16 protein-coding genes are annotated in these 20,785 nt (G+C 73.5%); 5 read left to right on the forward strand and 11 right to left on the reverse strand.

The genetic code is table 11. From position 1 onward, the window contains the following. The first annotated feature begins 651 nt into the window (after positions 1 to 651). Positions 652 to 1,686 (forward strand): tryptophan--tRNA ligase, encoded by a 1,035-nt coding sequence (gene trpS / locus AB0F01_RS30150; protein WP_362102289.1) that lies wholly within the window; start codon positions 652 to 654, stop codon positions 1,684 to 1,686. Here the strand turns inward: trpS and AB0F01_RS30155 are convergent. Continuing rightward, positions 1,617 to 2,627, reverse strand: coding sequence for a helix-turn-helix domain-containing protein (locus tag AB0F01_RS30155; protein WP_362102291.1), 1,011 nt, complete (start codon positions 2,625 to 2,627; stop codon positions 1,617 to 1,619). The genes trpS and AB0F01_RS30155 overlap by 70 nt on opposite strands. 75 nt (positions 2,628 to 2,702) lie before the next feature. Between AB0F01_RS30155 and AB0F01_RS30160 the strand changes: the two genes are divergently transcribed. After that, entirely contained in the window at positions 2,703 to 3,287 is a 585-nt protein-coding gene (locus AB0F01_RS30160) for a cysteine hydrolase family protein (RefSeq protein WP_362102294.1), read from the forward strand. Positions 3,288 to 3,571: 284 nt separating this feature from the next. On the opposite strand, the gene proC is transcribed toward AB0F01_RS30160, so the two are convergent. The 5 genes from proC to AB0F01_RS30185 all read right to left on the reverse strand — a co-directional run bounded on the left by proC (position 3,572) and on the right by AB0F01_RS30185 (position 8,739). Further along, positions 3,572 to 4,384, reverse strand: coding sequence for a pyrroline-5-carboxylate reductase (gene proC, locus AB0F01_RS30165; RefSeq protein ID WP_362102297.1), 813 nt, complete (start codon positions 4,382 to 4,384; stop codon positions 3,572 to 3,574). A gap of 395 nt (positions 4,385 to 4,779) precedes the next feature. After that, positions 4,780 to 5,571: an ABC transporter permease gene (locus AB0F01_RS30170; protein ID WP_362102300.1), complete on the reverse strand. Its 792-nt coding sequence runs from the start codon at positions 5,569 to 5,571 to the stop codon at positions 4,780 to 4,782. Further along, positions 5,568 to 6,428: an ABC transporter ATP-binding protein gene (locus AB0F01_RS30175; RefSeq protein ID WP_362102303.1), complete on the reverse strand. Its 861-nt coding sequence runs from the start codon at positions 6,426 to 6,428 to the stop codon at positions 5,568 to 5,570. The genes AB0F01_RS30170 and AB0F01_RS30175 overlap by 4 nt, the downstream gene beginning before the upstream one ends. Positions 6,429 to 7,306: 878 nt before the next feature. Then, entirely contained in the window at positions 7,307 to 7,831 is a 525-nt protein-coding gene (locus AB0F01_RS30180) for an EamA/RhaT family transporter (protein ID WP_362102306.1), read from the reverse strand. Between the two features lie 587 nt (positions 7,832 to 8,418). Continuing rightward, on the reverse strand, positions 8,419 to 8,739 hold the full coding sequence (locus AB0F01_RS30185; protein ID WP_362102309.1) for an SH3 domain-containing protein: 321 nt from the start codon (positions 8,737 to 8,739) through the stop codon (positions 8,419 to 8,421). Positions 8,740 to 8,922: 183 nt separating this feature from the next. Between AB0F01_RS30185 and AB0F01_RS30190 the strand changes: the two genes are divergently transcribed. After that, positions 8,923 to 11,100: a serine/threonine-protein kinase gene (locus tag AB0F01_RS30190; RefSeq protein ID WP_362102312.1), complete on the forward strand. Its 2,178-nt coding sequence runs from the start codon at positions 8,923 to 8,925 to the stop codon at positions 11,098 to 11,100. Between the two features lie 61 nt (positions 11,101 to 11,161). Here the strand turns inward: AB0F01_RS30190 and ilvD are convergent, their stop codons facing one another. The 4 genes from ilvD to AB0F01_RS30210 all read right to left on the reverse strand — a co-directional run bounded on the left by ilvD (position 11,162) and on the right by AB0F01_RS30210 (position 15,877). Beyond that, positions 11,162 to 13,015, reverse strand: a complete 1,854-nt coding sequence (gene ilvD, locus AB0F01_RS30195) for a dihydroxy-acid dehydratase (protein WP_362102314.1) — start codon at positions 13,013 to 13,015, stop codon at positions 11,162 to 11,164. A 216-nt stretch (positions 13,016 to 13,231) separates the two neighbouring features. Next, positions 13,232 to 13,879 (reverse strand): TetR family transcriptional regulator, encoded by a 648-nt coding sequence (locus tag AB0F01_RS30200; RefSeq protein WP_362102317.1) that lies wholly within the window; start codon positions 13,877 to 13,879, stop codon positions 13,232 to 13,234. Beyond that, positions 13,876 to 14,742 carry a sugar phosphate isomerase/epimerase gene (locus AB0F01_RS30205; RefSeq protein ID WP_362102319.1) on the reverse strand — a complete coding sequence of 289 codons (867 nt, stop codon included), beginning with the start codon at positions 14,740 to 14,742 and terminating at the stop codon, positions 13,876 to 13,878. Before AB0F01_RS30205 ends, AB0F01_RS30200 begins: the two co-directional genes overlap by 4 nt. 190 nt (positions 14,743 to 14,932) lie before the next feature. After that, a complete protein-coding gene (locus AB0F01_RS30210) occupies positions 14,933 to 15,877 on the reverse strand; it encodes a Ppx/GppA phosphatase family protein (RefSeq protein WP_362102321.1) in 945 nt (314 codons plus the stop codon). A 95-nt stretch (positions 15,878 to 15,972) separates the two neighbouring features. Here AB0F01_RS30210 and AB0F01_RS30215 point away from each other — a divergent pair, with 95 nt between their 5' ends. Further along, entirely contained in the window at positions 15,973 to 16,839 is an 867-nt protein-coding gene (locus AB0F01_RS30215) for a hypothetical protein (protein WP_362102323.1), read from the forward strand. A gap of 145 nt (positions 16,840 to 16,984) precedes the next feature. On the opposite strand, the gene AB0F01_RS30220 is transcribed toward AB0F01_RS30215, so the two are convergent. Beyond that, positions 16,985 to 18,745 (reverse strand): hypothetical protein, encoded by a 1,761-nt coding sequence (locus tag AB0F01_RS30220; protein ID WP_362102326.1) that lies wholly within the window; start codon positions 18,743 to 18,745, stop codon positions 16,985 to 16,987. 573 nt (positions 18,746 to 19,318) lie between these two features. On the opposite strand from AB0F01_RS30220, the gene radA reads away from it, so the two are divergent. Then, positions 19,319 to 20,728, forward strand: a complete 1,410-nt coding sequence (radA, locus tag AB0F01_RS30225) for a DNA repair protein RadA (protein WP_362102329.1) — start codon at positions 19,319 to 19,321, stop codon at positions 20,726 to 20,728. The last annotated feature ends 57 nt before the right edge of the window (positions 20,729 to 20,785 follow it).

Consider the following 20,785-nt stretch of genomic DNA (forward strand, 5'->3'; position numbering starts at 1 on the left):
TCCTTCGTACTCACCCTCTCGGGCTTTCCTCCGGGCGCTTCCCTTCGGTCTTGCGTTTCCGACTCTATCAGATCTTCCCGATCCGATTTCCTCGGTGCTTTTCAGGTCGACGCTTTTCGCGCTTTCCCTTTCCGGCGGGCCCGACTTTATCAGATCCTTCTGCTCGACCTGACCCCCAGTCAGCGGGGTTTGCCTTCCCGGCCGTTGGCCGTTCCGACGAGTGAGACTTTAGCGGATTCCCGGCTCCCGAGCTAATCGGGGACCAGTACCCTTTCGGGCCTGCATTCCTCATTTCGCACACACGCGTGCCCTTTACCGGCGGCGGACATACGTCTGCCGTCAGAGAGAGACGGTGCTTGCGGAATGGTCGCCCGGGGCCGACCGGAGTCGGTGCTCACGTCGGGCAACCCGGAGAACACTACGGATGGGCCCTGGGCGTGTCAAACCGCCTGCTCGAACCGTCCTCGGGGCGTATCCTCCGGTGCATGACGACGCGTACGTACCGCCAGTTCTGGTGGGCCGCCTGACGGCGGCCGTCCTACGTATGCACTCACGGCCGCCGCTTCGGCGGCCGTTCGTGTTTCTCCCTCCAGAGCTCCGAGGGACGGCCCGCCGGAGTCGGCGGCACCGACCGGGAGACGGAGTGAAGAGATGAAGCGGGTCTTCAGTGGGGTCAAGCCGACCGGGCATCTGACGCTGGGGAACTACCTGGGAGCCGTCCGGCAGTGGGCCGCGGCCGACCAGCACCGCGCGGACGCGCTGTTCTGTGTCGTCGACCTGCATGCGCTGACCGTCGACCACGATCCCGCGCGGGTTCGCCGGCTGACCCGGCAGGCGGCGACGGTACTGCTCGCGTCCGGGCTGGACCATCGGGTGTGCACGGTGTTCGTGCAGAGTCACGTCGACGAGCACGCCCGGCTGTCGTACCTCCTGGAGTGCGTGGCCACGGACGGCGAGATGCGCCGGATGATCCAGTACAAGGAGAAGGCGGCGCGGGAGCAGCGGCGCGGTGGGAGTGTGCGGCTGTCGCTGCTGACGTATCCGGTGCTGATGGCGGCCGACATCCTCGCGTACGGGACCGAGGAGGTCCCGGTGGGGGACGACCAGACGCAGCACGTGGAGCTGGCGCGGGACCTGGCCATGCGGTTCAACCAGCGGTACGGGCAGGCGTTCGTGGTGCCCCGGGCGACGCGTCCGAAGGTGGCGGCGCGGGTGATGAACCTGCAGGACCCACTGTCGAAGATGGGCAAGAGCGACGACGCCGGGCCGGGCATCGTCCATGTGCTGGACGATCCGGACGTGGTGCGCAGGAAGGTCATGCGCGCGGTGACGGACAGCGGGCGGGACGTCGTGTACGACAGGGCGTCGCGGCCGGGCGTGGCGAATCTGCTGGAGATCCTCGCGGCGTGCACGGGTGGGAACCCGGAGGCCCTGGCCGGTGTATATGAGTCGTACGGGGTTTTGAAGAGGGAGACCGCCGAGGCCGTGATCGAGGTGTTGCGGCCCGTGCGGGAGCGGCACAGGGAGCTGTGCGCGGATCCCGGCCATGTGGAGGGGGTGCTGCGGGATGGTGCGGAACGGGCGAGGGCGATGGCGCGGCCGACGGTCGATGCCGCCTATCGGGCCATCGGTCTGCTGCCGGCGGGCGCGGATACCGGGGCGCCCGTGCTGAACGCGGCCCGGTAGGCGCGGGGGCTGGTGGCGAGGCGCGATGCGAAGTGCTGGCGCATCGTGACCTCGCTGCCGAAGCCGGCCCGGCGGGCGATCTCGGGCATGGGCAGGTCGGTGCGTTCCAGGAGGCGCTGGGCCGCGGCGATGCGCTGGTCGAGGAGCCAGCGCAGCGGGCTGGTGCCCGTGGCGGCGGAGAAACGGCGGGCGAAGGTGCGCGGGGACATGCCGGCGTGAGCCGCCAGGTCGGCGACCGTGAGCGGTTCGCCGAGTCGGCGCAGCGCGTGTTCGCGTACCGCGGCAAGGGTGTCGGCGTCCCGGTCGGTGCGCGGGGTGGGGTGTTCGATGAACTGGGCCTGGGTGCCGGTGCGGAAGGGGGCCGTGACCATCGACCGGGCGATGGTGGCGGCGACCTCTGCTCCGTGGGCGCGCCGGACCAGGTGGAGGCAGAGGTCGATGCCGGCGGCGGTGCCTGCCGCCGTCCAGATGTTGCTGTCCTCGATGAACAGGGCGTCGGGGACGACGTCGACGCGGGGGTGGTGGGCGCGGAGGAGGTCGGTCAGGTTCCAGTGGGTGACGGCGCGGCGGCCGTCGAGGAGTCCGGCCTGGGCGAGGGTGAAGGCGCCGCCGCAGAGGGCGGCGAGCGGGGTGCCGCGGGCGTGGGCGTGGCGCAGGGCGTCGAGGACGGGAGGGGGTGCGGGGGTGAGGTGGTCGTCCAGGCCCGGGACGACCACCAGGTCGGCGTGGGTCAGCCAGGTGAGGGGGCGGTCGGGGAGGAGGGTGAGGCCGCCGCGCAGGGGGAGGGGGGTGATGTCGGTGGCGGCGCGGCGCAGTGCGAAGGCGGGGACACCGCGGTCGGTGCGGTCGACACCCCAGACCTCGGTGATGACGGAGACGTCGAAGGCGCGGATGCCGGGAAAGGCGAGGAGGGCTACGCGGTAGGGGGCTGTGGCTGCCATGGGTGGCAGTGAACCATCGATCGATGGCTTCCGGACCTCTGGGAGGGGGTGCGGTGGACCGGCAGGATCGACGGCATGGACATCGAACGGAACGCAGCACTGGTGGTCGTGGACGTGCAGCAGGGTTTCGAGGAGGTCGGTTTCTGGGGGAAGCGCAACCACCCGGCGGCGGACGACAACATCGCCGCTCTCATCGACGCGTGGCAGTCGGCCGCCCGGCCGGTCGTCTTCGTGCGGCACGACTCGGTCCAGCCGGGGTCGCCCCTGCGGCCGGGCCACGAGGGCAACGGGTTCAAGCAGTACGTGGAACGGCGGCGAGGGAAAGGAGGGGGTGCGGAACTGCTGGTCACGAAGACGGTGAACTCGGCATTCCTCGGCACTCCGGACCTGGGTGCCTGGCTCCGGAATGCGGGGATCGGGCAGGTGGTGCTGGCCGGGATCCAGACGAACATGTGCGTCGAGACGACGGCGCGGATGGCGGGGAACCTCGGTTTCGAGGCGGTGGTCGCCTTCGACGCGACGTACACGTTCGACCTGGAGGGGCCCTTCGGCTGGCGTCGGAGTGCGGACGAGTTGGCGATGGCGTCCGCCGTGTCGTTGCACGGGGGCGGGTTCGCGGAGGTGGTGACGACGCGGGACGTGCTGACCGCGGCGAAGTGAGCCGGGCGGACGGGGCTGCCGAAGGGCGCCTGGACGGTTCGGCTGTCTCGTCGGCTGTCTCGGGTGGCCTGGCTGGTCAGGAGGGCCGGGGATACCGGGCGGCCGGGGATACCGGGTGGCCGTCTCGGCCCCTCCCGGCCGCCTCGGCCGCTCCCGCCCCCTCTCGGCCACGTCGGCCTCCGGAGCTTCCGGGCGCCCCGGGCCCGGCCGTCGGCCCGTACTCCTCAGCCCCAGTCCTCAGCCCCGCTCTCCCGCTCCTCAGTTCCGCCCCTCAGTCCCGCTCCTCAGTCCTTGCTGCCGGAGGCCAGTTCGCGGCTGCGGTCGCGGGCGGCTTCCAGTGCGGCGATGAGGGCGGCCCGGACGCCGTGGTTCTCGAGTTCCCGGATGGCGTTGATCGTGGTGCCGGCCGGGGAGGTCACGTTCTCGCGGAGCCTGACGGGGTGTTCGCCGCTGTCGCGGAGCATCGTGGCCGCGCCGATCGCGGACTGCACGATCAGGTCGTGGGCCTTGTCGCGGGGCAGGCCGAGCAGGATGCCGGCGTCGGTCATGGCTTCGACGAGGTAGAAGAAGTACGCGGGGCCGGAGCCCGACAGGGCGGTACAGGCGTCCTGCTGCGATTCGGGGACGCGGAGGGTCTTGCCGACACCGCCGAAGATCTCCTCGGCGTGGGCGAGGTGTGCGGCGGTGGCGTGGCTGCCGGCGGAGATGACCGACATGGCCTCGTCGACCAGGGCGGGCGTGTTGGTCATGACGCGGACCACGGGGATGCCCGAGGCCAGCCGCTCCTCGAAGAAGGCGGTGGGGATTCCGGCGGCGCCGCTGATGATCAGGCGGTCGGCGGGAACGTGCGGGGCGAGTTCGTCGAGGAGGGCGCCCATGTCCTGGGGCTTGACCGTGAGGATCAGGATGTCGGCCGTCTTGGCGGCGTCCTGGTTGGAGACCGGGGTGACTCCGTAGCGGGTGCGGAGTTCGTCGGCTCGTTCCGGGCGGCGGGCCGTGACCAGGAGGTCGGCGGGCTTCCAGCCTGCGCGGATCATTCCGCTGAGCAGGGCTTCGCCGATCTTTCCGGTGCCGAGGACTGCGACTTTCTGGGTCATGGCTGGGGTGCCCTCCGGGGTGTGCGTCGTCCTGGTTCATCCTCCCACCCGGGGGTGGACGGACGCGGCGGCTGTCCGGTGGGCGGAACACCGGCCGGGGCTTCCGGTGGAGCGAACGTCGGCAGGGGCTTTGGGCGGAGGCAGCGTCGGCCGGGGCTTCCGGTGGGCGGGACGCCGGCCGGGCGGCCCGGCCGCGGACTTCGGCGGGTCCGCGGCAGGACGTGAGGCGGCGGGTCCGAGGTTGTGGATCGCGCTGCGCGAGCGAGGGACGGAGCCCGTGCACGCCGGGGGGCGGTTCCGCGGCCGCGGCACAGGACACCAGGCGGGCGTCGGGCGCGCATCAGACGGGAAACAGACGGACATCAGACCTGCACCAGACCGGCATCAGGCCGACGTCAGGCGGTCCGGCGGCGCAGGGTGGCCGCACCGAGGCCCAGGACCAGCAGGGCGCACCCGGCGACGATCGAGACGTCCTGCAGGAAGGCGGTGGTCATGTCGGCGTGGCGCAGCACCTCGTTCATGCCGTCGACGGCGTAGGACATGGGCAGCACGTCGGAGAGGACCTCCAGGACGGGGTGCATGGTGTCGCGCGCGGCGAAGAGACCGCACAGCAGGAGCTGGGGGAAGATCACGGCCGGCATGAACTGCACCGCCTGGAACTCCGAGGCCGCGAAGGCCGAGACGAAAAGGCCGAGAGCCGTGCCGAGCAGCGCGTCGAGGAGCGCGACCAGAAGCAGCAGCCAGGGACTGCCGACGACGTCGAGCCCGAGGAACCAGACCGCCAGGCCGGTGGCGAGGGCGGACTGGACGACCGCGAGGGCGCCGAAGGCGAGCGCGTAGCCGGCGATCAGGTCGCCCTTGCCGAGCGGCAGGGCGAGGAGACGTTCGAGGGTGCCGGAGGTGCGCTCGCGCAGGGTGGCGATCGAGGTGACCAGGAACATCGTGATCAGCGGGAAGATGCCGAGGAGCGAGGCGCCGATGGTGTCGAAGGTGCGCGGGCTGCCGTCGAAGACGTAGCGGAGCAGGACCAGCATCAGGCAGGGGACGACCAGCAGCAGCGCGATGGTGCGCGGGTCGTGACGCAACTGGCGCAGGACCCGGCCCGCGGTGGCGAGGGTGCGGGCCGCGTTGAGGGCGCCGGCCGGGGCGGACGGGCGGACCGGGCGAGGGCGGGTGGTCGTGGTCATCGCGTGGTCTCCTTCGGACGGTCGGCCGCGGCGGCCCGGTCCACCAGGTGCAGGAAGGCCGCTTCGACGGTGTCGGAGCCGGTCCGGGAGCGCAGGGCCTCGGGGGTGACAGCCGCTTCGTCGGGCCCGGCGGTGTCGTCCCCGGTGAGCAGTTCGCCGGCGCGCATCAGCAGGAGGCGGTGGCAGCGCTCCGCCTCGTCCATGACGTGGGAGGAGATCAGCAGGCTCGCGTTCCGTTCTGCGGCGATGGCATGGAACAGCTCCCAGAGGTCGCGGCGCAGGACCGGGTCGAGGCCGACGGTCGGTTCGTCGAGGACCAGGAGTTCGGGGGTGCCGAGGAGGGCGACGGCCAGGGAGACCCGGCTGCGCTGGCCGCCGGACAGGTTCCCGGCGAGGGAGTCGGCGTGCCCGGTGAGGTCCACGTCCTCGATGGCACGGGTGACGTTCTCCCGACGACGGTCGGCGGCTGCGCGGCCCGGGTCGAGGATCGCGGCGAAGTAGTCCAGGTTCTGGCGGACGGTCAGGTCGTCGTAGACGGAGGGTGCCTGGGTGACGTAGCCGATGCGGCTGCGCAGCGCGGGGTGTCCGGCGGGGAGGCCGAGGACGTCCAGGGTGCCGGCCACCTTCGCCTGGGTGCCGACGATGGCCCGCATCAGCGTCGACTTGCCGCACCCGGAGGGGCCGAGGAGCCCCGTGATCTGCCCGCGCGGGACGGTGAAGGCCAGGTCGCGCAGAACGGTGCGCGGGCCCCGGACGACGGTGAGGCCCTGCGCCCGGACGGCCGGTGTGCCGTCGGAGGGGCTCCCGCCACCGGGGTCGGCGACCGGGTGGGTCGGTCCCGAGATGTAATTCATCATGTGATGAATAATGCGCGCGCCGGCTCGTCGCGTCAAGCGTGAAGGCGGACGCACCACGGGGAGCCGGAGTGAGGCGGAGAGAAGGAAGGGAAGAGGCGGGAGGAGCAGAGGAGGAGAGAAGGAAGAGAGGAAGAAGAGGAGGAGAGGCGGAGGGAAAGGCCGCGCCGGCGGACGGCAGCCGGGGGCGGAGACGGACCCGGGGTGCTTGGCCCCGCGTCGCTGTCCTCTTCGGCGAACTTCAACCCCGGAGAGGCCGTGATCGAGTGGGCGCGCCTGTTCACCTGCGCAGGTTCCGAGGAACGCGGTGACGCCGGCGAGCCCCGCCCCGCCCGTCCGCCGGACAGGACGATGACGGATGCGTCGACTTCACGATCTCGTCCCGCCTGAGCGCAGCACTCGCCGGCGCCTGGAAGTCCGAGCTGTCGGAGGCCGCTGCCGCCTGGTCTTCGCTGCGGGCGGCGGAGGGTCAGGACATCAGTTTCGGAGACGGCGCGGCTCGTCGCCAGCGGCCTGGCCGCGTCGGCCCGCAGCGCTCGTCGGCGGGGTGAGCACTCCGCTGCGGGGTCGTGTGAGGAGCCCTGCGGCCCCGCATCCGGCCGGGTGGTCGCGCGGACCTCGGAGGCGGGGGCGGGGCCACCCTCCGGGCGTCACGCCTCAGCACGGTCGCAGGGCCGAGGCCGCCCGCCGGCCGACGGGGCCGCGGCTACCGACGGGCCCGTGGCCGAGTCGGGCCCGAAACGAGCAGGTGCGCGGCAGGCAACGTCGACCCGTCAAGGAGCGGCGCCCGTGTGTGCTCTCGGCGTACCGGCCGGACGTCCTCGTACAGGATGCACGTGGGCTTTCGGCCGGCGCGGCGAGCGTGCACCAGGACCTGGGCCCTAGGGACGGCGGCGCTTCTTGGGGTTGCCCGAGCGGCGGGCGGTGCGCTTGGCGTACTGCTTGCGTGCGGTCTCGTACTCCTCGCGGCGGAGCTTCTCGCCGGGTGCCTCGGTGAGCGAGCGGAAGAAGTAGGCGAGGAGGGAGCCGACGAAGCCGATGGCCAGCAGGCCCCGCAAGGAGTGCTGGCGGTCGGGGTCCGGGCGGCGCCGGAAGCCGTCCCAGGTGTGGCGGAAGGCGAGCGAACTGCACACCGCGAACATCACGACCATGAGCAGCGTGACGAAGCTGCTGACGTCGGCGATCGCCAGCCCCTCGTAGGCGAAGCGCAGCACGAAGCAGGCGGCGACCGCCGCGGCGAGGGAGCCGACGGCGACGCCGACGCGGCGGGCCGCGTAGCCGTTGTCGTGGTCCACCCACGTGGTGCCGAAGAAGCGGATGGGCTCCGGCTGGGGACCGGCGGGGGTGCCTGGGGAGTCTGAGGCGCTGCCCGGGGCTCCGTTCGTCTCGTTCTCTGCTGTGCTCACGTGTCGATTGTGACCCCTCCGGCGCCGGGGACGGGAGCCACCCTGCCACCGGGCGCCCCGGACGCCGTGGGCCACCCGCCGGCCGGGCCGCCTCCGCAGCGCCCGTGGGCCGGCGGGCGGGCCGGATTCCGCGGGCGGCATGCCCCGACGACCGCCCCCCGCGCCTGGACCCTCGTACGGAGAACCCACCCAGGGAACTCGCGCAGGGAGTCCGTGCAAGAACCCGTGCAGGACCCCGTGCACGAACCCGCCCCCCGCGGCGCCGATCGGAACCCGGGCCGCCGACGTCCAGCCCAACCAGCCCGACAGCCGGACCAGCCGGACCAGCCGGACCGGACCAGCCCGACCGACGGGCCCGACCCGACAGCCGGACCAACCCGACCGGCGGGCCCGACCCGACAGCCGGACCAACCCGACCGGCGGGCCCAACCGGACCACCCGCAGCCGACCCCACCACGCCGGCCGGCCCGGCACCCGCCGCCCCGGTGTGCGCCGGGGGCGTGATGTGCCCGGCGGGACCCGTGGCCGTAGGAGTGGCAGGGGCGTCGGCCGTGCCGGCGGTGGGGGCGTGTCTCAGCGTGGGCGGGTCAGCAGCGAGGGGCCACGTAGCCGTCGCTGCCGGTGTAGATGTACGCGTCGGAGACGTACTGGCCGCTGCCGATGCAGTCCCAGACCGCCGAGGTGCCGTACGGGCCGGTCACCCGGGTGCCGGTCGTCTGGCAGGTGATCCGGACCCGGGCGCCCTCGGCCAGGACGCGGACGACCGCGTAACCGGTGCCGGGGCCGCTGCGGACGTTCAGCCGGTAGCCCGGGGCCACCGGGTAGGTGGCCGCGGCAGCCGCGACGACCGCCTCCGCCGCCCCCTGGACGCCGCCGGCCGCGGTGTGCTGCGTCTGCTCAACAGACATGTGGTTCTCCCCCGTTGGACCCCCACGTACCTCGTGGGGGTCCGTTGATACCCGGGAGACACATGGCGAAACACCCGTTCTTTTCTCGCACGGAAAGGCGGTAGCGCCGCCTCCGTCCCGCACACCCCATCGACTAGGCTCCCGAGCGTCGCGCGCGCGAACGAACAGCACGGGGGTGGTTCCATGGCGTCGCAGCGGAACACCGGGGCGGGCGCCGAAGCGGAACTTCCGGAGTACGCCGGTCACTACCGTCTGGAATCGAATCTGGGCTCGGGCGGCATGGGTGTCGTCCATCTGGCCCGGAGCACCTCCGGCATGCGCGTCGCGGTGAAGGTCGTGCACGCCCGGTATGCCATGGACCCCGAGTTCAGAGGGCGGTTCCGGCAGGAGGTGGCTGCGGCGCGGCGGGTGAGCGGGGCCTTCACGGCACCGGTCGTGGACGCCGACCCGGAGGCCGGGCGGCCCTGGATGGCCACCCTGTACATCCCCGGCCCCACCCTCTCCGAGCAGGTGAAGCGGAACGGCCCGATGGACCCGGACCAGTCCCGTCGGCTGATGGCCGGGATGGCGGAGGCGCTGCGCGACATCCACCGGGTCGGGGTCGTGCACCGGGACCTGAAGCCGAGCAACGTGCTGCTCGCCGACGACGGCCCGAAGGTCATCGACTTCGGCATCTCCCGCCCTCGGGACAGTGAACTGCGCACCGAGACCGGCAAGTTGATCGGCACACCGCCGTTCATGGCGCCCGAGCAGTTCCGGCGGCCCCGGGAAGTGGGGCCTGCCGCCGACGTGTTCGCGCTCGGCTCGCTCATGGTGCACGCGACGACCGGGCGCGGCCCGTTCGACTCCGACAGCCCGTACGTCGTCGCCTACCAGGTGGTGCACGACGAACCCGACCTGACCGGCGTACCGGAGTCGCTGACGCCGCTGGTGCTGCGGTGTCTCGCCAAGGAGCCCGACGACCGGCCCACGCCGGACGAACTCATGCGCGAACTCCGGTCGGTGGCGGCGACGTACGACACCCAGGTGTTCCTCCCGCCGCCCCGGACACCGGACGAGGAGCAGACGGAGGCCACCGCGGACGGACCGGCGAGAGGGCGGGGCACGGCACAGGCGGCTGCGGCACCGGCATCGGCACCGGCACCGGCACCGGCGGACGGCGCCGGGGAGCGGCCGACGCGGCGTCTCGGCCGGCGGACGGTTCTGCTGGCCGGAGCGCTCTGCCTCGCCGTGCTCGGCGGCCTGACGGCGGCTCAGCTGACCGGCGACGACGCGCAGCCGGCCCGCCGGACCACCGCCGCGCAGAGCACGCCGGCCGGCTTCGGGGAGTGGGAGACGGCGCCCGCCGGGCGCGACGGCATGCCGCAGTGCTCGTACCGGCAGGAGCGGCTGCTGTGCGCGCTGCGCGGACGGGTCGTCGCCCTGGACCCGGCCGACGGCCGCACCCTGTGGCGGCACGACCTGGCCAGGACGCCCCGCAGCGAACCGCCGGCCGTCGCGGGCGGACTCGTCCACCCCTCCCTCGACCGCACCGGTGATCTGGAGGCGCTCGACCCGGCCACCGGCCGCCGGGTGTGGCACCGGGACGTTCCCGCGTACGAGGGGGTGCGGGCGGCCGGGGACATGCTCCTGCTGACCCACGCCGACGGCACGGTCACGGGCCTGGACGGCGCCACCGGCGACACCGCGTGGTCACGCCGTGTGCCGGGACAGGCCGTCCCCTACTTCTCGTCGTTCGCGGGAGAGGCCGACGAGCCGTCGGCGTACGTGACGAGCCCGTCGGCGGACGGGAGCGGGACCCGGATCACCGCGGTGGATCCGGCGACGGGTGACGTGCGGTGGGACGCGGAACTCGCCGGCTCGCTGACGCCCGTGGGAGCCGCGGACGGGTCGGTGTACCTGCTCGTCGGGGGCGCCGTCGACGGCGACGCCACGGGCGTGGTCCGCTACACGCCCGGCAGCGCGGACACCCGCCGGGTGACGCTGCCGGTGCCGGTCGGGCAGGCGGAGGCCGGGGTGCACGGGGACACCGTGTACCTGATGGGCGGGGGCGGTTCCCTGGTGGCCGTCGACATGGCGGCGGGGAAACAGCGGTGGCGGCTGGAGACGGGGGTGAGCCGGGGCTCGCGGCCCGCCGCCGACGGACGGCACGTGTACGTGACGGCGCCCGACGGGCGGCTGCTGGGTGTCGACGCCCGCACCGGGAAGCTCCTCGGGCAGACCCGGCCGCGGCTCGGCGACGACTCCGACCGGGTCCCCGCCGCGCTGCCCGAGCCGGTGCTCGCGGGCGGCCACGTCTACGCCGGCGCACCCGACGGGACCGTGTTCGGTGTGGCGGGAAGCGACCCGGCCGCCTGGTGACCTGACTGGTGACCTGACCGACGGACCGCTCCCGCGCTGTGCGGAAGCGGCCCCGTGGCGGTCAGCCCAGCTTGCTCACGTCGCGGACCGCGCCCTTGTCGGCGCTGGTGGCCATCGCCGCGTACGCCTTCAGCGCCGCCGAGACCTTGCGGTCGCGGTTCTTCGGGGCGTACGTGCCGTTCAGCGCCTGCTCGCGGCGGGCCAGCTCGGCGTCGTCCACCAGCAGCTCGATCGAGCGGTTGGGGATGTCGATGCGGATCCGGTCGCCGTCCTCGACCAGGGCGATCGTGCCGCCCGAGGCCGCCTCCGGGGAGGCGTGGCCGATGGACAGGCCGGAGGTGCCGCCCGAGAACCGGCCGTCGGTGATCAGCGCGCACGTCTTCCCGAGGCCCCGGCCCTTGAGGTACGACGTCGGGTAGAGCATCTCCTGCATGCCGGGGCCGCCCTTGGGGCCCTCGTAGCGGATGACGACCACGTCGCCCTCCGTGACCTGCTGGGTGAGGATCTTCTGGACGGCCTCCTCCTGCGACTCGCAGACGACCGCCGGGCCCTCGAAGGTCCAGATGGACGCGTCGACGCCGGCCGTCTTGACAACGCAGCCGTCCACGGCGAGGTTGCCGCGCAGGACGGCGAGGCCGCCGTCTTTGGAGTAGGCGTGCTCGACGGAGCGGATGCAGCCGCCCTCGGCGTCCACGTCCAGGGAGTCCCAGCGCTCCGACTGGGAGAAGGCCTCGGCGGAGCGCTTGCAGCCGGGGGCCGCGTGCCAGAGTTCCACGGCCTCGGGGGACGGGGAACCGGCGCGGACGTCCCAGGTCTTCAGCCAGTCGGCCAGGGACGGGCTGTGGACGGAGTGGACGTCCTCGTTGAGCAGGCCCGCGCGGTGCAGTTCGCCGAGGAGGGCCGGGATGCCGCCCGCCCGGTGCACGTCCTCCATGTAGTACGTGCGGTCCCCCGCGACGTTGGGCGCGACCTTCGCCAGGCAGGGAACGCGGCGCGAGAGGGCGTCCATCTCGGTGAGGCCGTAGGCGACCTCCGCCTCCTGGGCGGCGGCCAGCAGGTGCAGGATCGTGTTGGTGGAGCCGCCCATCGCGATGTCGAGCGCCATGGCGTTCTCGAAGGCCGCGGGGGTGGCGATGCTGCGGGGCAGGACCGAGTCGTCGTCCTGCTCGTAGTAGCGGCGGGTGAGGTCCAGGACCGTCCGGGCCGCGCGGACGTACAGGTCCTTGCGGGCGGTGTGGGTGGCGAGGACCGAGCCGTTGCCCGGCAGGGACAGGCCGATGGCCTCGGTCAGGCAGTTCATCGAGTTGGCGGTGAACATGCCCGAACAGGAGCCGCAGGTGGGGCAGGCGTTCTCCTCGATGCGGAGGATGTCCGCGTCGGAGATCTTGTCGTTGACCGCTTCCGACATCGCGTCGACCAGGTCGAGCGTGCGGACCGTGCCGTCGACGAGCGTGGCCCGGCCGGACTCCATCGGGCCGCCGGAGACGAAGACCGTGGGGATGTTCAGGCGCAGGGCCGCGTTGAGCATGCCCGGGGTGATCTTGTCGCAGTTGGAGATGCAGATCAGGGCGTCGGCGCAGTGGGCCTCGACCATGTACTCGACGCTGTCCGCGATCAGGTCCCGGGAGGGCAGGGAGTACAGCATGCCGCCGTGGCCCATCGCGATGCCGTCGTCGACGGCGATGGTGTTGAACTCGCGCGGGATGCCGCCGGCCGCGACGACCGCCTCGCTGACGATCCGGCCGACCGGGGCGAGGTGGGTGTGGCCGGGGACGAACTCCGTGAAGCTGTTGGCGACGGCGATGATCGGCTTGCGGCCGATGTCCGCGCCCGGTACACCGGAGGCCCGCATGAGGGCGCGGGCGCCCGCCATGTTGCGGCCGTGGGTGACTGTGCGGGACCTCAGCTCGGGCATCGTCGCTCGCTCCTTCGGGACCTTCTCTGGGGTGCCGGGGTTCCGGCGGGGAAGAACATCGTGGATACGGGAATCCGACTCCAGTCGAGCGTACGCCGGTCATCCAGGGTTCGGGACGCGGTGTCCGATATGCGAGACGGGTGTCTCAGAGCGCCGGCACCGGCCCGTGGCGGTGTCCGTGGGGGGTCCAGGGCCCCTTGTTCGGATCGGGCCGGATCAGGGGCCGGTGAGGTGCCCCTGCACGACGGGGGCCACCCGGCGGACGATCTGTTCGGGGTCGGCCGACGCCAGCGGCTCCACCTTGATCACGTAGCGGATCATGGCGATCCCCACCAGCTGCGCGGCGGCGAGCTCGGCGCGCAGCTCCGCGTCCGGGAGGTCGAGCCTGCCGGCGATCCGGCGCAGCAGCTGCGTGGAGACCAGGCGGCGGAAGACGGCGGCGGCGACCTCGTTGTTCACGGCGGAGCGGACGATGGCCAGCAGCGGGGTCCGGGTCACCGGGTTCTCCCACAGGCCCAGGATCATGCGGGTCATCTTCTCGCCGACCTCGTCCAGCGGGCCGTCGAGGACACTGTCCCGGGCCGCCAGGGCGGGCGCGAAGGCCACCTCGACGGCGGCCTCGAACACCTGCTCCTTGGTGCCGAAGTAGTGGTGGACGAGAGCGGAGTCCACCCCGGCCGCCTTGGCGATGCCCCGGACGGAGGTCTTCTCGTACCCGCGTTCGGAGAACTCCTCCCGGGCCGCTTGGAGGATGCGGTCACGGGTCCCCGTGGCCTCCGTGCGCGGGGGCCGGCCGCGGCGCCGTGCGGTGCCCTCGCGTGCCGCGGACGCTCCCCGGCCGCCGGGGGCGGTGAGGCCGGTCATCGTCGCGGCACCCAGATCGACGGCGGCGCGGAGGACGCCGGTGATGCCGGGGCCGCCGGGGCGGCGGCCAGGTGGCGGCGGGTGAACGCCAGGGCCTCCGCCAGGTCGGCCTCCCGTTCGGCGCCGGACATGGCGCGCCGCGTGTTGACCTCGATGACGACGTGACCGTCGAAGCCGGTCCGCGCGAGGCGCTCCAGCACCTCGGCGCACGGCTGGTTGCCGCGGCCGGGCACGAGGTGCTCGTCCTTGGCCGAGCCCCGGCCGTCGGCGAGGTGGACGTGGCCCAGCCGGTCGCCCATGCGGTCGAGCATGTCGAGGGCGTCGGTGCGGGCGGTCGAGGCGTGGCTGAGGTCGATGGTGAAGTGCCGGTAGTCGTCGCGGGTGACGTCCCAGTCGGGCGCGTAGGCGAGCATCTCGCGGTCGCGGTAGCGCCAGGGGTACATGTTCTCCACCGCGAACCGCACGTCCGTCTCGTCGGCCATGCGCCAGATGCCCTGCACGAAGTCGCGGGCGTACTGCCGCTGCCAGCGGAAGGGGGGATGGACGACGACGGTGTCGGCGCCGAGCCTCTCGGCGGCGGACCGGGCCCGTTGCAGCTTGGTCCACGGGTCGGTGGACCACACGCGCTGTGTGATCAGCAGACAGGGCGCGTGCACGGCCAGGATGGGCACACGGTGGTAGTCGCTGAGCCGGCGCAGTGCCTCGATGTCCTGGCTGACGGGGTCGGTCCACACCATGACCTCGACGCCGTCGTAACCGAGACGCGCGGCGATCTCGAAGGCCGTCGCCGTCGACTCCGGGTAGACCGAGGCCGTCGACAGTGCGACCTTCGCATCCGGGACGCGCACCGTTGGATCTGCCACGAGGGACAGGGTACGGGGTGCGATCGGGCCGGTGCGGGGCCCGCCGGGGCCGATGTGGCGTTCCCCATAGCGGACGGGTGCGGACGGGTGCGGGCGGGAAGACGGGAAGGCCGATAGCGGACGGGTGCGGGCGGGTGGACGGGAAGGCCGCTGACGGCGGCGCCGCCGTCAGGCCCGCCGGGCGCGACCGTCAGGCCCGCCGGGCGCCGCCGTCCATGTGGTCCAGGCGCCGCAGGATCACGCCCTCGCGCAGGGCCCACGGGCAGACCTCCAGCCGCTCCACGCCGAACAGGTCCATCGACGCCTCGGCGACCAGCGCGCCGGCCAACAACTGGCCGGCGCGGCCCTCGGAGACTCCGGGGAGTTCCGCGCGCTCCTGCTCGGTCATGGCGGCGAGCCGGGGCACCCAGCTCTCCAGCGACTGCCGCTTCAGCTCCCGCTGCACGTACAGGCCCTCGGCGGAGGCGGGCGCGCCCCCGATACGGGCGAGCTGCTTGAAGGTCTTGGAGGTGGCCACGACGTGGTCGGGGCGGCCGAGCCGGCTGAACTCGCCGACGGTACGGGCGATCTCGGTGCGCACATGACGGCGCAGCGCCCGCACCTCGTCCGCCTCGGGCGGGTTCCCGGGGAGCCACGCGGCCGTGAGGCGCCCGGCTCCCAGCGGCAGCGAGACCGCGGCGTCGGGTTCCTCGTCCATGCCGTAGGCGATCTCGAGGGAACCCCCGCCTATGTCGATCACCAGGAGCTTCCCGGCGGACCAGCCGAACCAGCGGCGCGCTGCGAGGAAGGTGAGCCGCGCCTCCTCCGCGCCGCTGAGCACCTGGAGTTCGACGTCCGTCTCGGCCCGTACGCGCGCGAGGACGTCGTCGGCGTTGCCCGCGTCGCGCACCGCGGAGGTGGCGAACGGGAGCAGTTCCTCGACGCCTTTGTCCTCGGCGGCCCGCAGCGCCTCGCGGATGACAGAGACCAGTCGGTCCATCCCCTGCGGGCCGATCGACCCGTCGTCCTGGAGGAGCTGGGCGAGGCGGAGTTCGCTTTTGTGGGAGTGCGCGGGCAACGGGCAGGCTCCGGGGTGCGCGTCCACCACCAGCAGGTGCACCGTGTTCGACCCCACGTCCAGGACACCAAGTCTCATGTACGGAACGCTACTGCCCGCAGCGGGCCGTGTTGCACGGTCCGCCCGGTACGGGCCGGTCCCGGTCGGCTCCGCGGGCGGCATACCCTGGAGGCGTGCCAAAGACGAAAAAGGCGAAGGACAAGAAGTCGGACAAGAAGGCCAGGACGGTCGAACCGGCCGGGACGTCGACACGGCCGGCCGCGTCCGCGACGCCTCCGACGGATCGCCCTCCGGCCGACGAGAAGGGCCTCGACTTCGCGCGCGCGTGGGTGGAGTTCCCTGATCCGGCGGACGACGAGCAGGTCTTCCGCTGCGATCTGACATGGCTGACCTCTCGCTGGAACTGCATCTTCGGCAGCGGCTGCCAGGGCATCCAGGCCGGACGCGCGGACGACGGGTGCTGCTCGTTGGGTGCCCACTTCTCCGACGAGGACGACGAGAAGCGCGTCGCCGAGCATGTGGCGAGGCTCACGCCGGACATCTGGCAGCACCACGAGGAGGGCACCCGGGGCGGGTGGGTCTCGCAGGACGAGGACGGCGAGCGCCAGACCCGCCCGTTCCAGGGCTCGTGCATCTTCCAGAACCGGCCGGGCTTCGCGGGCGGCATGGGCTGCTCGCTGCACATCCTCGCGGTCAAGGAGGGCCGCGAGCCGCTGGAGACCAAGCCGGACGTGTGCTGGCAGCTGCCGATCCGCCGCACCTACGACTGGATCGACCGGCCCGACGACACGCGCGTGCTCCAGGTGTCGATCGGGGAGTACGACCGGCGCGGCTGGGGCCCGGGCGGCCACGACCTGCACTGGTGGTGCACGTCGGCGACGTCGGCGCACGGCGCGGGCGAGCCGGTCTACGTCTCCTACCGGGCGGAGCTGACCGAACTGATGGGCAAGGCGGGGTACGACCGCCTGGTCGAACTGTGCGAGGCACGGCTGGCCGCCCAGCTGCCCCTCCTGGCACCGCATCCGGCGGACCCCGCCTGAGGCGGCGCCGGATCCCGCCCGGGCACCGCGCGCTGAGCGCGCCGGAGACAAGCGGTCATGGGCCCCGCCGGCCGGTCCGGCGGGGCCCATGGCGTCGTGCGGGGCGGGCGCCCCGCCCGACGGACGGTTCCGGCTCCCGCTCGGCTCAGGACGTCGACGGGCTCGGGTCCCCGCTCTCGCCGTCGCCCGGGGGCGGGGAGTCGGACGGTTCCGTGGGGGTGGGGTCGCCGGGCGAGGGGTCCGGGTCGGTGGTCGGCGGCGGGTCGCTCGGCGTGGGTTCGGTGGGCGCCGGGGTCGTCGGCGTGGGGTCCGGACCGGACGAGGGCGGCGGACCGCCCGGGGTGCCGGGATGCGGTGTGCCCGGGCTGCCCGGGTGTCCGGGGTGCGGGGTCCCGGGGCGGGACGGGCCGGGCGCGGTGCCGTAGCCGTCGATGGTCACCACGGCGCCGGCCGGCGCGACGGCGATCCGCGCCTGCCAGTGGCCGGACGGCTCGCGCAGGTGGTCGACGTAGACCTTCACGGTCAGCGACTCCCCGGGTTCCAGGGTGCCCGCGGACCGGCTCAGGTAGAGCCAGTGGGCGCCGGTCGACGCGGACCAGCGCACCGGTGCGGATCCGGTCGCGGTGAGGGTGATGAACGTGGTGTCCCCGCTGTGGCCGGCGGTCACGCCGAGGGACGCGGCCCCCTTGCTGTCGCCGCCCGTGACCCCGACGACCTCCACCGACACGTCGGAGGTCCTCCGGCCGTCCTTGTCGAAGCGGTTGTCCGGCCGGGTGCTGGCGTTGCCCGCGTTCTCGTACCCGCCGGGCCCCTCGCCGCCCAGGTCCACCGGGCCGTCGGCCTCCCGCGCGGACGCCGACCGGCCGTCCTCGCCCTCGCCCACCGGGGTCCCGCGGTAGGCGGCCCACAGGGCGAACACCGGTGCCGCGACCACGGTGGCGACGACGGTCGTGGTGACGGCCCGCGCCCGCAGCCGGTCCCGCCGCGCGACCAGGTCCTTGGGGTCCATCGGGTAGCCCCGCCGGTCGAAGCGGGGCGCGCCGGAACGTCCGCGCGGGTGGTGCGCCAGGGCGGTGCGCAGGGCCGCGCGGGGCGCGGGCAGCACGGGGAGGGCGTCGGGGGTGACGCTGGTGCCGGGCCAGCGGCCGGGGACGGCCCGTTCCGCCGTGCGCCGGCAGCGGGGACAGTCGTCGACGTGGCGGACGAGTTCCCGCCGCACCGCGGTGCTCAGCACCACCCGCCGGTCGCCGGTGAGGTGCGCCACGCCGGAACAGGCACCGGTCTCCACGACGGCGAGCGCGGCACGGGTGCGCTCGACCTCGCAGGCGGCGGAGGCGAGCAGCTCCCGCGCGGTGACCGGTTCCATGCCGAGCACGGCGGCGACCTCGTGGGCGGCCAGGTGGTGACGCACCGCCAGTTCGAGGGCCTCGCGCTGCTCCGGGCTGGTGCCGGCCGCCTCGGGCCAGGCCAGCAGGGCCAGTTCGCGGCGCCGCTGCTCCTGCACGTCCTCGGAGACGGCGGGCGCGGAGCCACCTCTGGCGGCGCGCTGCCGGTCCGCGCGGCCCGCGGCGTGCGTGGCCCGGCGTTCCTGGCGGGCCTCGGTCAGCCGGCGCAGACAGGCCCAGCGGGCCAGCGCGTACAGCCAGGCGCGGCGGTCGCCGATCGCGTCCGGGATGTTCCGGCCACGGCGCTCCGCGAGGGCGAGCACGTCGGCGACGGCGGCGGTCGCCGCGTCGTGGTCGCACAGGACGGACAGGCAGTAGGTGAACAGGCCGTCGAGGTAGGGCTCGTCGCGCAGCGGGGGCCGTTGCGCGAGGGTGCGGGCGGCTCCGCGGTCGCGCACCTCCCGGTGCGCCCGGTGTGCGCCGGTCGTGCGGGTCGGGGTGTCCGGGCCACTGCTCGTCATTCGGCGACCGTAGGCGGCCCGGCGCGGCCCCTTCCGGTGCCCTGCGCACTTTTAATCCGTACGGGTGAAACGATCCCTCAAACGGGGAACGACACCCCCTCGGCGGGCAGACGGCCCCGGGTGCGGGTGCCGCACCGTCCACCGGTCCGCCGGTGTCCCGGGCGCTGCCCCGACGCGTCCCGAGGCTCCCGAGGACCGTCCGGTGCCGTTCCTCCGGTCGGCCGACAGCATTCCGGTCCGGGCAGTCGGCATCCGGGCACCCCGCGTCCGGGAACCCGCGTCCGTGCGCCGGGGCGCGTGCGCCGGGACACGGGCTGCAGCCCCGATCGCCGGACCGGGACCGGCCACCGGACCCGACCGGACGAGCCGGGAGCGGGCCCCGGACCGAACCACCGGACCGGGACCGACCACCGGGCCGAACCGCCGGACTGAGGCGGGCCCCGGGCCGAACCCAGACTGAGGCGGGCCCCCGGGCGAAACCGCCGGACCGAGGCGGACCCCCGGACCCGGACCGGACGAGTCGGCAGCACCGGTGCGGGCAGGGCTGTCAGTGCGGGCGGATACCGTTTCCGCATGGCTGCCCGTACCAAGACCACCAAGGACCGCCCGTCCTACCGCTGCACCGAGTGCGGCTGGCAGACGGCCAAGTGGCTCGGCCGCTGCCCGGAGTGCCAGGCCTGGGGCACGGTCGAGGAGTACGGCACCCCCGCCGTCCGTACGACGACGCCCGGCCGGGTCACCACCTCCGCGCTGCCCATCGGGCAGGTCGACGGGCGGCAGGCGACCGCCCGCCCCACCGGCGTCCCGGAGCTGGACCGGGTGCTGGGCGGCGGTCTGGTGCCGGGTGCCGTGGTGCTCGTCGCGGGTGAGCCGGGTGTGGGCAAGTCCACCCTGCTGCTGGACGTGGCGGCGAAGTCGGCGAGCGCGGACCACCGGACCCTGTACGTGACGGGCGAGGAGTCGGCGAGCCAGGTCAGGCTGCGCGCCGACCGCATTCATGCGATCGACGACCACCTGTACCTGGCGGCGGAGACGGATCTGGCCGCCGTGCTCGGGCACTTGGACGCGGTGAAGCCGTCCCTGCTGATCATGGACTCCGTGCAGACGGTCGCCTCCCCGGAGATCGACGGCGCCCCCGGCGGCATGGCCCAGGTCCGCGAGGTGGCCGGGGCCCTGATCCGCGCCTCCAAGGAGCGCGGGATGTCCACGCTGCTGGTGGGACACGTCACCAAGGACGGCGCCATCGCGGGCCCCCGGCTGCTGGAGCACCTGGTGGACGTCGTGCTGCACTTCGAGGGCGACCGGCACGCCCGGCTGCGCCTGGTCCGGGGCGTCAAGAACCGCTACGGCACCACCGACGAGGTCGGCTGCTTCGAACTGCACGACGAGGGCATCACGGGCCTCGCGGACCCGAGCGGACTGTTCCTGACCCGCCGTGACGAACCGGTCCCCGGCACCTGTCTGACGGTCACCCTGGAGGGCCGGCGCCCCCTGGTCGCCGAAGTGCAGGCGCTCACGGTCGACTCGCAGATCCCGTCCCCCCGGCGCACCACCTCCGGCCTGGAGACCTCCCGCGTCTCGATGATGCTGGCGGTCCTGGAACAGCGCGGCCGGATCAGCGCCTTGGGCAAGCGGGACATCTACTCCGCGACGGTCGGCGGGGTGAAGCTCACCGAGCCGGCCGCCGACCTGGCCGTGGCGCTGGCCCTGGCGTCGGCGGCCAGCGACACCCCGTTGCCGAAGAACCTCGTGGCGATCGGCGAGGTCGGCCTGGCGGGCGAGGTGCGACGGGTCACGGGGGTGCAGCGCAGGCTCGCCGAGGCCCACCGGCTGGGCTTCACGCACGCTCTGGTACCGGGCGATCCGGGACGGATCCCCTCGGGAATGAAGGTTCTGGAAGTCGCGGACATAGGGGACGCCCTGCGGGTCCTTCCCCGTTCCCGTCGCCGAGAGGCCCCCCGGGAGGACGAGGACCGCCGGTAGACTTTGCCCAGGTCTCGCCCGTCCGTACGAACCGCGGGGGCGCCCAGGAACCTGCGA

Source organism: Streptomyces sp. NPDC029526 (assembly GCF_040637405.1).
Taxonomy (GTDB): domain Bacteria; phylum Actinomycetota; class Actinomycetes; order Streptomycetales; family Streptomycetaceae; genus Streptomyces.